11 protein-coding genes are annotated in these 10514 nt (G+C 65.4%); 5 read left to right on the forward strand and 6 right to left on the reverse strand.

Features of this window, described 5'->3' with window-relative positions:
- Positions 1-65: 65 nt before the first annotated feature.
- Positions 66-767 (forward strand): monofunctional biosynthetic peptidoglycan transglycosylase, encoded by a 702-nt coding sequence (gene mtgA, locus AC1DEL_RS24245; protein ID WP_441592375.1) that lies wholly within the window; start codon positions 66-68, stop codon positions 765-767.
- A gap of 36 nt (positions 768-803) precedes the next feature.
- Here the strand turns inward: mtgA and corA are convergent, their stop codons facing one another.
- Positions 804-1766, reverse strand: a complete 963-nt coding sequence (gene corA / locus AC1DEL_RS24250; protein WP_092298717.1) for a magnesium/cobalt transporter CorA — start codon at positions 1764-1766, stop codon at positions 804-806.
- Between the two features lie 511 nt (positions 1767-2277).
- Entirely contained in the window at positions 2278-3162 is an 885-nt protein-coding gene (locus AC1DEL_RS24255) for a DMT family transporter (RefSeq protein ID WP_092298720.1), read from the reverse strand.
- Between the two features lie 218 nt (positions 3163-3380).
- Here AC1DEL_RS24255 and pyrF point away from each other — a divergent pair, with 218 nt between their 5' ends.
- A complete protein-coding gene (pyrF, locus tag AC1DEL_RS24260) occupies positions 3381-4199 on the forward strand; it encodes an orotidine-5'-phosphate decarboxylase (protein WP_092298723.1) in 819 nt (272 codons plus the stop codon).
- 36 nt (positions 4200-4235) lie between these two features.
- Here pyrF and AC1DEL_RS24265 read toward each other — a convergent pair whose 3' ends face one another.
- The 3 genes from AC1DEL_RS24265 to thiL all read right to left on the reverse strand — a co-directional run bounded on the left by AC1DEL_RS24265 (position 4236) and on the right by thiL (position 6418).
- Positions 4236-4733, reverse strand: a complete 498-nt coding sequence (locus tag AC1DEL_RS24265) for a CinA family protein (RefSeq protein WP_092298726.1) — start codon at positions 4731-4733, stop codon at positions 4236-4238.
- Positions 4734-4768: 35 nt separating this feature from the next.
- The gene (locus AC1DEL_RS24270) at positions 4769-5341 is read right to left on the reverse strand and encodes a phosphatidylglycerophosphatase A family protein (RefSeq protein WP_092298728.1); all 573 of its coding nucleotides are present in this window, start codon (positions 5339-5341) and stop codon (positions 4769-4771) included.
- Between the two features lie 99 nt (positions 5342-5440).
- Positions 5441-6418 carry a thiamine-phosphate kinase gene (thiL, locus tag AC1DEL_RS24275; protein WP_092298731.1) on the reverse strand — a complete coding sequence of 326 codons (978 nt, stop codon included), beginning with the start codon at positions 6416-6418 and terminating at the stop codon, positions 5441-5443.
- 234 nt (positions 6419-6652) lie between these two features.
- Between thiL and AC1DEL_RS24280 the strand changes: the two genes are divergently transcribed.
- The 3 genes from AC1DEL_RS24280 to AC1DEL_RS24290 all read left to right on the forward strand — a co-directional run bounded on the left by AC1DEL_RS24280 (position 6653) and on the right by AC1DEL_RS24290 (position 10337).
- On the forward strand, positions 6653-8977 hold the full coding sequence (locus tag AC1DEL_RS24280) for an NADP-dependent malic enzyme (RefSeq protein ID WP_092298734.1): 2325 nt from the start codon (positions 6653-6655) through the stop codon (positions 8975-8977).
- A 359-nt stretch (positions 8978-9336) separates the two neighbouring features.
- Positions 9337-9732, forward strand: a complete 396-nt coding sequence (locus tag AC1DEL_RS24285) for a guanyl-specific ribonuclease (protein WP_092298737.1) — start codon at positions 9337-9339, stop codon at positions 9730-9732.
- The gene (locus tag AC1DEL_RS24290; protein WP_477159202.1) at positions 9729-10337 is read left to right on the forward strand and encodes a barstar family protein; all 609 of its coding nucleotides are present in this window, start codon (positions 9729-9731) and stop codon (positions 10335-10337) included. The genes AC1DEL_RS24285 and AC1DEL_RS24290 overlap by 4 nt, the downstream gene beginning before the upstream one ends.
- A 66-nt stretch (positions 10338-10403) precedes the next feature.
- Here the strand turns inward: AC1DEL_RS24290 and AC1DEL_RS24295 are convergent.
- Positions 10404-10514: IS3 family transposase (locus AC1DEL_RS24295; RefSeq protein ID WP_284454490.1), on the reverse strand; the 111-nt coding region annotated here is incomplete at its 5' end.

The following is a 10514-nucleotide window of genomic DNA, read 5'->3' on the forward strand; positions in this document are numbered from 1 at the left end:
CCGGCTTGGCGCGCCAGCGGACTTCCTCCCGATCGCCGGCGCGTGCCGGCAGCGCGGCCAATCCGCTGCGCTGGCTCGGCTATCTCGCCGGCTGCCTGGTGGCGGGCGTGCTGGCGATGCAGCTCTACTTCTTCCTCCAGATTGCTGCGTGGCAGGTCGTGAACCCATCGTCCACGACCTTCATGCGCGCCGAGCGCTGGCGGCTCTGCGGCGCCAATGTCTGGAGTTGCGGGGTCGAGCGCGAGTGGGTGCGCTACGACGACATCTCGCGGCACCTGAAGCGCGCGGTCATCGCCAGCGAGGACGCGGATTTCGTCAATCATCCCGGCTACGACCTCGACGCGATGCTGACCGCCTGGGAGCGCAACAAGCAGCGCGGGCGCATCGTGCGCGGCGGGTCGACCATCACGCAGCAGCTCGCCAAGAACCTGTTCCTGGCGCCCGAGCAGCACTACCTGCGCAAGGGCCAGGAGCTGGCCATCACGTGGATGCTCGAGTTCTGGCTCGACAAGCAGCGGATCTTTGAGATTTACCTGAATTCGGTGGAGTGGGGCGAGGGCGTCTTCGGTGCCGAGGCCGCCGCCCAGCACTACTTCCACACCTCGGCCGCCAAGCTAGGCGTCGGGCAGGCCGCGCGGCTCGCGGCGGCGCTGCCGGCGCCGAAATGCTTCGACAAGAAGACATATTGCGCCAACGTGCACGTCAACTTCCGCGTCAAGGCGTCGATCATCGCGCGCCGCATGGGCGCGGCCACGCTGCCGGACTAGCGCTTCCGGCAACGGGCGCTGGCGCTGGCACTGACTTCAGCTCAGCCAGCCCTTGCGGCGGAAGTAGATCAGCGGAATCGCCGCCGACACGGCCATCAGCGCGATGGCCCACGGGTAGCCCGCGGCCCAGTCCAGTTCCGGCATCAGCTTGAAGTTCATCCCGTAGATGCTCGCGATCAACGTCGGCGGCATCAGCGCTACCGACACCACCGAGAACAGCTTGATGATCTTGTTCTGGTTGATGTTGATGAAACCGACCGTCGCATCCATCAGGAAGTTGATCTTGTCGAACAGGAACGCGGTGTGGTTTTCGATGGAGTCGATGTCGCGCAGGATCTGGCGGGCCTCGTCCTGCTGCTCGGCGGACAGCAGCTGGCTGCGCATCAGGAACGACACCGCGCGGCGCGTATCCATGACGTTGCGGCGAATGCGGCCGTTCAAGTCTTCCTCGCGGGCGATGGTTTCCAGCACGTCGGCGGCGGCGGCATCGGTCACGTTCTCGGCCAGCACCCGGCGGCTGGCTTCCTCCAGCCGCTCGTAGATCTCCTCGATGGAGTCGGCGGAGTACTCGGCGTCGGTGGCGTACAGGTCCATCAGCACGTCCTTGGCATTGCGCACCGAACCCGGCCGCATGCGCGCGCGCAGGCGCACCAGCCGGAACACCGGCAGATCCTCGTCGTGGATGGAGAACAGCACGTCGCGCGTGAGCACGAAGGCCACGCGCACGTTGCGCGACGCCTCGTCCTCGGCCAGCAGGAAATCGGTGCGGATGTGGATGTTCTCGTCCTCGCCCTCGAAATACCGGGCGGACGCTTCCAGGTCACCGAGGTCCTCGAGTTCCGGCAGGACGACGTTATAGGCTTCCTTGATCCATGCCAGCTCCTCGTCGTCGGGGCTGACGACGTCGATCCAGATGGGCTTGTGCTGCAGCAGCTCATTGCGCTCGTCGACCTGCTCCTGGGCAAGCCGGCCTTTCTGCAGGACGAACAGGTTGATCATCCCTGGGTTCCTTGTTACTGATGGCGCGGTTGTCGATGCATCGAAGACAGGCGCAGGCAAGGCAAGCCAGCCGGGTGACCATGGCGCGGCCACGGGCAAGCGTGATCGCGCTGCGGACGGCCGCAACAAAGCGGCGCGCGGGCAAGGCGATGGCGTTTGCCTGGGTTTGGCTGGCTGGCCGGGAGAGGGAAGATCCGAAGCGCGACACGGCAGTCAGGGCGACGGCCGCAGGGGGAAACGGAAAGACACTCACCCGCAGGTGTCTGCGGGCAAGGACGTCGATAAGCAAGGGCAGGGCCCCGCGGATCGTCGTTACGCAGCCCGCAGTGACATGGCATCCGACGATGTCGCGGTACGACCGCGGCAACTCGAACACCCGATGCTACTGCCCACGTACTTTCTCCGGGATTCTGATGGCCGCGAGTGTAATCCAACGCAGGGGGGCTTGTTAAGCGAAATCTCATCCCGCGCGCCACCCGTTGCGCGCCGCGAACGCCGCCCTACGTTTGGCTTACAGGCGGCGGCGCAGCAGCGGGGCCAGCATCACCGAAGACAGCGCAGCGAACATCAGCACGATGGCCGCGTAGTCCTGCCAGTGCGGCGTCTCGCCGAGCAGCCACATGCCCGAGAAGACCCCCACCACGGGGATGAACATGATCGACAGGCTGGACACCACCGGCGGCAGGCTGCGCGCCAGCGCGAACCAGACCAGGTGGCAGTAGGCGAAGACCACCACGGCGTTATAGGCGATGGCGCCCCATTCCACGGCCGTGGGCATGCGCCAGCCCGACTCCAGCAGCAGCGTGCCGAGGCCCAGGAAGGGCAGGGTGATGGCCAGCATCCAGAACGTGAGCGCGCCGATGGGAATATCCACCTGGGTCCGCTTCATCAACTGGGTGCCGAGGCCCCAGCCGGCCGCCGCCACCAGCATCAGCAAGGTGCCGGCCGGGCTGCCGGTGAGCGCGGCGATCTCTCCCGAGAGCAGCAGCACCGTGCCGGCCAGCGCGCAGGCAATGCCGATCCAGGCGGACAGGGCGATGCGGTCCCGGAACAGCACCAGCCCCCAGACCACGGCCCAGATCGGCATGGTGTAGCCGAGGATGGCCGCGCGGCCCGAGGACAGCATCTTGACCGCGCAGATCGCGAACAGGTGCCAGATCACCATGTTCGGGATGGCTAGCTTGATCACCATCGGCCAGCTGGCGCGCGGTACGTGGAGGGATTCCCCGCGCAGCTTCAGCGCCAGTCCCAGCGCCACCAGCCCGCCGGCCATGCAGAGCAGCCGGAAGCCCATGGCCGGGAAATGGGCGACGCCCACCTTCATGATGGGCCAGTTGATGCCCCAGGCGAGCGTGAGGATGACGAGCAGGACGATGCCGCGGCGATCGAGGGTCATGGGAGGCGAGACGGGATTTGGCGACGTAGCGAGGTCGCTCTTATTAAGCGGGAGCGCAAAACCCGAAAACGATAGCACGCAACGGGTAAAATTGCGCCAACGCCATATATCGTGCGCCGCACCGCGCTGCCGGCGCCCCGCGACAACCGGCCGGCGCGCCGCCGCGTTATCCTTGGATAACGTCCGGCCCCCGGGCCTTACCCAACATCGAGCATCCCATGACTTTCACCGAGCAGCTGTCCGCCGCATGGCAGCGTAACGATTCCCTGCTGTGCGTCGGCCTCGATCCGGACCCGGCCAAGCTGCCGCTGTCCCTGACCAGCACGGGCGGCGCGATTTTCTCGTTCTGCCGGGAGATCGTCGACGCCACGGCCGACCTGGTCTGCGCCTTCAAGCCGCAGATCGCCTATTTCCATTCGCAGCGCGCCGAGGACCAGCTCGAGCAACTGATCGAGTACATCCACGATGCCCACCCGGGGATTCCGGTGATCCTGGATGCCAAGCGCGGTGACATCGGCTCCACGGCCGAGCACTACGCCGTGGAGGCGTTCGAGCGCTACCGCGCCGATGCGGTCACGGTCAGCCCGTACATGGGGTTCGATTCGATGTCGCCGTACCTGGCGCATCCGGGGCGGGGGGTGATCGTGCTGTGCCGGACCTCCAACCCGGGCGGCTCGGACGTGCAGTTCCTGCAGGTCGACGGCAAGCCGCTCTACCAGGTGGTGGCCGAGGCCGCGCGCGAGCGCTGGAATACTAACGGGCAGATGGGACTGGTGGTCGGCGCCACGTTCCCGAATGAAATCGCCAAGGTGCGCCAGATCGTGGGTGACATGCCGCTGCTGATTCCGGGCATCGGCGCGCAGGGCGGGGACATCGAAGCCACGGTGAAGGCCGGCCGCACCGCCGACGGCACCGGCATGATGATCAATTCCTCGCGCGCCATCCTGTACGCGAGCCGTGACAAGGATTTCGCCACGGCCGCCCGGAATGTGGCGTTGCAGACGCGCGAGACCATCAACCGCTATCGTCACGGTTAAGCGACGATCAGCGTGATAGCCGCCGGAGCGGGCAGCTTACTGCTCGTTTCGGATCAATTCGAAGAGGCCGCGCATGGCATGCTCCGCGGCCTGGCGGCGGATCTGGGCGCGATCGCCCTTGAACCGCTGCGTCTGCGTCAGCGTGGTAACGCGGTTGCTCCAGCCGAAACAGACCATGCCGACGGGCTTTTCCGGCGTGCCGCCGCCCGGGCCGGCCACGCCGGTAATCGCCAGCGACACCTGCGCGCGGCTGTTCAGCAGCGCGCCCTCGGCCATGGCATGGGCCACTTCCTCGCTGACCGCGCCATGATCGCGGATCAGCTTCGCCGGCACCCCCAGCATCGTGGACTTGGCTTCGTTCGAATACGTGACGAAGCCGCGCTCGAACCAGCCCGACGACCCGGCCACATCGGTGATCGCGGCGGCGACGAGGCCGCCGGTGCACGATTCCGCCGTGGCAAGCATCAGCGAATGTTCCGCAAGGACGGATCCGGCCTGGATGGCAAGCTGGTCAAGCAGGCGACTGACGGACATATCGACGAATCCTTATTTGACGATGCGATGCCCGCTCAGAACGAGCGCCAGAGCGCGAACACGAGCAGGGTGTAGAAGGCCGCGAAGATGTCGTCGAACATCACGCCAAACGCGCCGAGCAGGCCGGGGCCCTTGAGCGTGCGGTCGTAGTAGGCGATGGGTGCGGGTTTGGCGATGTCGAACAGGCGGAACCACAGGAACGCCGCGAACTGGCCCCAGAAGCCGGTGGGGGTGACGAACAGCAGCACCAGCCAGAACGCCACGATCTCGTCCCAGACCATACTGCCATGGTCATACACGCCCATATCGCGCGCGGTACGCCGGCACGCCCAGATGCCGACGAGGAAACCGCCGGCGATGATCCAGAGCCACGTGGACGGCTCGATCCACATCGAGATCACAACGAACGACAGCCAGCCGTACAGCGTGCCGACCGTGCCCGGGCTGACCGGCGACAGCCCCGAGCCAAAGCCGAGTGCGATGGCGCGTGCGGGATGGCCGAGCATGAAGCGCGCGGTGGGGCGCGTGACGCGCGCGGTTTGTCCCGCTTCCAGCGTGACGGGGGGAACAGGGTCGCGCGGCGCGGCCCCGGGAGGATAGGCGGACATCAGGAGTTGGCTCGTCTGTCTTGCTTTTGTCATATGGCGCGCGGCGGTGGCTCCCGCCGAGCGCATGGCGGCATCATGACATGGCTCGTGCGCGAAGTGTCAGGAAGCGAAGTGGTCGAACGCGGTGCCGCTGAAGGCGTAGGGGTTGCCGTCACCATCCACCAGGCGCAGGCCCGGCTCCGGTGTGATGCTGCCGGCACGCGTCAGCGGCAGGCCGAGTTGCCGGGAGATGCCGGCGATGGCTTCGCGCGCGCCGACGGGCGCCGTGAAGCACAGTTCGTAGTCATCGCCGCCGGCCAGTACGCATTCGCGCTGGCGCGCCAGCGGCTGGGCGCCGAGCACTTCGGAGCGAGGCAGCGCATCCACGTCGATGATCGCGCCCAGCGCCGACCGGGTGAGGATATGGCCGAGGTCGCCGATCAGCCCGTCCGAGATATCGAGCGCGGCATGGGCGATGCCACGCAGCGCCATGCCCAGCGCCACGCGCGGGGTAGGGGTGTCCATGCGCGGCCGGATGATCGTGAAATCCGGCTCGGGCAGCAGCCATTCGCCCCGGCAGTCGCCCAGCGCCAGGCGGGCGTCGCCGAGGGTGCCGGAGATCCAGATATCGTCGCCGGGCCGCGCGGCGTCGCGGCGCAGCGCCTGACGGCCGGGCACATCGCCGAACACGGTAATCGACAGCGTAAGCGGTCCCTTGGTCGTATCGCCGCCGATCAGCTCGCAGCCGTGGGCATCGGCCAGCGCCAGCATGCCGGCGGCCAGTTCGGCCAGCCAGGCGGGATCCGCCTCGGGCAAGGCCAGCGCGAGCGTGAAGGCGCGAGGTTCGGCGCCCATCGCGGCAAGATCGGAGAGGTTGACCGCCAATGCCTTGTGGCCGAGCGCACGCGGGGGCACATCGGGGAAGAAATGGCGGCCGCTGACCAGCATGTCGGTGCTAATGGCCAGTTGATGGCCCGGACGGCCCTCGATCAGCGCGCAATCGTCGCCTACGCCCAACGCGGCCTTGTGGACCGGGCGGGTGAAGAACTGGCGGATCAGGTCGAATTCGGAAAGCGGGGCGCTGGCGGGGTCCGGCATGGGGGATGGGCGTTTGGCGAAAAAAGCCGTGGGAGATTACCGGTGGTCAAGCCCTTCGGCATGCGGCATATTGTACCGAAACGCAAAGCTGCCCCGCGCAAAACGCTTATTGTGAAATAATATTTCACAATATAAAATGCGCAGTTCAAAAAGCAGAGACAGCGGGTACGTGGAGCCGGCCCGCTCGGTTTTCCGCGAATTTCAGTGCGGCTCCACCGATCGGAAGATGCGCAGATGACCAGTCCTCAGCAGTCCCCGTCCCAAGACGATCTGAAACAACAGCAGCGTGAGGCGCTGCGCAAGGCCGCGCTCGAGTATCACGAGTTTCCGACCCCGGGCAAGATCTCCGTCACCCCGACCAAGCCGCTCTCGAACCAGCGCGACCTGGCCCTGGCCTATTCGCCAGGTGTTGCCGCCGCTTGCGAGGAGATCGTTGCCGATCCGGCCAATTCCTTCCGCTACACCGCGCGTGGCAACCTCGTTGCCGTGATCACCAACGGCACGGCCGTGCTGGGCCTGGGCGACATCGGCGCTGCAGCCTCGAAGCCGGTCATGGAAGGCAAGGCCGGCCTGTTCAAGAAATTCGCCGGTATCGATGTGTTTGACATCGAGATCGACGAAAAAGACCCGCAGAAGCTGGTCGATATCATCGCCTCGCTCGAGCCGACCTTCGGCGGCATCAACCTTGAGGACATCAAGGCGCCGGAATGCTTCTACGTGGAGCGCACGCTGCGTGAGCGGATGAAGATTCCCGTCTTCCACGACGACCAGCACGGCACCGCCATCGTGGTGGGCGCGGCGGTCATCAACGGCCTGAAGGTGGTGGGCAAGGACATCTCCGAGGTCAAGCTGGTCGCCTCGGGCGCCGGCGCGGCCGCGCTGGCCTGCCTGGACCTGCTGGTGGACCTGGGCCTGCCCATCGAAAACATCTGGGTGACCGATCTTGTCGGCGTGGTCTACGAAGGCCGTACCGAGCTGATGGACCCGGAAAAGGCGCGTTTCTCGCAGAAGACCGACAAGCGCAAGCTGGCCGAAGTCATCGATGGCGCCGACATCTTCCTGGGCCTGTCCGCTGCCGGCGTGCTGAAGCAGGACATGGTCCAGCGCATGGCCGACAAGCCGCTGGTGCTGGCACTCGCCAATCCGAATCCGGAAATCATGCCGGAGCTGGTCAAGGAAGTGCGTCCGGACGCCGTGATCGCCACGGGCCGTACCGACTACCCGAACCAGGTCAACAACGTCCTCTGCTTCCCGTTCATCTTCCGCGGCGCGCTCGATTGCGGCGCCACGACGATCACGCGTGAAATGGAAGTGGCCGCCGCGCACGCCGTGGCCGAACTGGCGCGCCAGGAACAGAGCGACATCGTGGCGACGGCCTACGGCATCCAGGACCTGTCCTTCGGTCCGGAATACCTGATCCCGAAGCCGTTCGATCCGCGCCTGATCGTCAAGATCGCCCCGGCCGTGGCCGAGGCCGCCGCCAAGTCCGGCGTGGCCGCGCGTCCGATCGAGGACATGGACGCCTACCGCCTCCAGCTCCAGCAGTTCGTGTACCACTCGGGCACGCTGATGAAGCCGATCTACGCGGCAGCGCGCAAGGTCGAGATGGAGAAGAAGCGCATCGTCTTCGCCGAGGGCGAGGAAGAGCGCGTGCTGCGCGCAGTGCAGGTCATCGTCGACGAAAAGCTGGCCAACCCGATCCTGATCGGTCGTCCGGCCGTGCTGACGCACCGCATCGAGCGCTTCGGCCTGCGCCTGCGCATGGGCGTGGACTTCACCGTGGTCAACCCCGAGCACGACGAGCGTTTCCGGGATTATTCGGAAAGCTACTACAAGATGATGGCGCGCGAGGGCATCACCCAGCAGTACGCCAAGCTGGAGATGCGCCGCCGTACGACGCTGATCGGCGCCATGCTGGTCAAGAAGGGCGAGGCCGATGGCATGATCTGCGGCACGGTCAGCACCACGGCCGCGCACCTGCGCTACATCGACCAGGTGCTGGGCGGCACGAACAAGGTCTACGCGGCCATGAACGGGCTGGTCCTGCCGGGCCGCCAGATCTTCCTGGTGGACACCCACGTCAATATCGACCCGACCGCCGAGGAACTGGCCGAGATCACGATGATGGCGGCGGAAGAACTCAAGCGCTTCGGCATCGAGCCGAAGGTGGGCCTGCTGTCGCATTCGAACTTCGGTACGTCCGAGGCGCCTTCGGCACGCAAGATGCGCGATACGCTCGCCATCCTGCGCGAACGCGCACCGGAACTCGAGGTGGATGGCGAGATGCACGGCGACAGCGCGCTCGACCAGAAGCTGCGTGATTCGCTGGTGCCGGACGGCGCGCTGGTGGGCGAGGCCAACCTGCTGGTGTGCCCGAATATCGACGCAGCCAACATCTCGTACAACCTGCTCAAGGTGGCGGCGGGCAATAACGTGGCCATCGGCCCGATCCTGCTCGGCGTGAAGGAGCCGGTGCACATCCTGACGCCGTCGGCCACGGTGCGGCGTATCGTCAACATGACCTCGCTGGTCGTGGTGGATGCGGCGGCCAAGCGCTGAAGTCGGGTATTTGCCACGCGGTATCAGGAAAGCCGGGTTCGCCCGGCTTTTTTCATGCAGCCGTTCGGGGCATCGTATGCAAGGTTAGTATGCGCCCACATCCAAATAACATATTGAAACAATTGAAGATTTCCGGCGCGGCGGCGCGCAGGGATTGATTATTGGTGGACATGCGCGTAACCTTACGCCTTTGAATGCAGGCGCTCGTCCCGGGCGCGCCGGTGCCCGCGAGCAGGTTTCGCGCGCCGGAATGACCGTCCAACCAATATTTCGATAACGTGGGATCCAGGATTTCCCCGAACCAGACGCAGCGGCAGTCACTTTGGCAGTCCCTGAGCCTGGCACGACGCCTGGGCCATGTGTTGGCGGGCGCGGCGCTGTCGGTGGCCATCGCCACCGGTGCGCAGGTTGCGGTGGCACGGCAGGCGACGCAGGATCTGGGCGCCAGCATCGACGGCATGGCGGGAACCATCGCCACGCAGCAGTTGCCCAACGATGCGCGCCAGACGCTGGAGCGCATCGAGTCCGGCGGGCCGTTTCCGTTCGACAAGGATGGTTCGCGGTTCGGTAATTACGAACGCATCCTGCCGCAGCAGCCGCGCGGGTATTACCGCGAATACACCGTCAAGAACAGCAACACCAAAAGCCGGAATCGGGGAGCCAGGCGGATCGTTTGTGGTGGGGATCAGCGCGCCGCCAACGACTGCTATTACACGGAAGACCACTACAACAGTTTCAAACGGATAACCAAATGATGACTGACATTTTCGGATTGGGCGACGCCCTTGCCGCCCGCGAGGAGCGCGGCGCCGGAGATGGCTGGCAACGGGCCCACCATCAGGCCCAGAACCTTTATGACAACGTGCTCATGATGCCCCGACAGGAGCTCACGCACAGACTTCCGCCCGCATGCGCGCCCGCCATGGTGACCTGGGCCGACGACGGCACCAGCGAGGGAGCCATGAACCTGTTCAAGACGGTGCGTCCGAACATCGTCCAGTCGATTCGCGCGTTCCGCGTGCCTGAGCTGGCCCACGCGGCCGCCGCGCTGAACCAGCATTTCCTSTAYGCCAAYTGCGCSSATTGCGCGAGCAAGGCGGAGATCCTKGARASRATYGCCACGGAATTCACCTTCCCGAAGCATTTCGGCAAGAATTTCGATGCGCTGTCTGATTGCCTGACGGACATGATCCACAAGGCCGGCCCGCAGCCGGGCTTCGTGATCGTGCTGGAAGGACTGCCGATTGCGCAGAAATTCGACAAGGAAGGGCGTGAGGTGCTGCTCGACGTCTTCCGCGACGCGGCCGAGTTCTGGGCCGAGCGCAAGGTCCAGTTCCGGGTGTTCTACTCATTCGCCTGAAGCCGCCTGCTGAATAAGAAATGCCCGCTGTTGTGAACTGACCCCCAGAAGTTGGACGGTTGATGGCTAGGCCGGAAAGGGCTGAGTCCTGTATTGCACGGGACTCAGCCCTTTTAGTTTGAGCTTGATGCGGTCATGATTGTAGTAGTGAATGTATTGGCGCAGTCCATCCTGCAG

The organism is Cupriavidus sp. 10L43_2, assembly GCF_056395265.1.

What these genes read in the sequence shown, in the direction of transcription:
- corA (WP_092298717.1), bottom strand. Translation starts at nt 1,766, where the DNA reads ATGATCAACCTGTTCGTCCTGCAGAAAGGCCGGCTTGCCCAGGAGCAG.
- AC1DEL_RS24255 (WP_092298720.1), bottom strand. Translation starts at nt 3,162, where the DNA reads ATGACCCTCGATCGCCGCGGCATCGTCCTGCTCGTCATCCTCACGCTC.
- pyrF (WP_092298723.1), top strand. Translation starts at nt 3,381, where the DNA reads ATGACTTTCACCGAGCAGCTGTCCGCCGCATGGCAGCGTAACGATTCC.
- AC1DEL_RS24265 (WP_092298726.1), bottom strand. Translation starts at nt 4,733, where the DNA reads ATGTCCGTCAGTCGCCTGCTTGACCAGCTTGCCATCCAGGCCGGATCC.
- AC1DEL_RS24270 (WP_092298728.1), bottom strand. Translation starts at nt 5,341, where the DNA reads ATGTCCGCCTATCCTCCCGGGGCCGCGCCGCGCGACCCTGTTCCCCCC.
- thiL (WP_092298731.1), bottom strand. Translation starts at nt 6,418, where the DNA reads ATGCCGGACCCCGCCAGCGCCCCGCTTTCCGAATTCGACCTGATCCGC.
- AC1DEL_RS24280 (WP_092298734.1), top strand. Translation starts at nt 6,653, where the DNA reads ATGACCAGTCCTCAGCAGTCCCCGTCCCAAGACGATCTGAAACAACAG.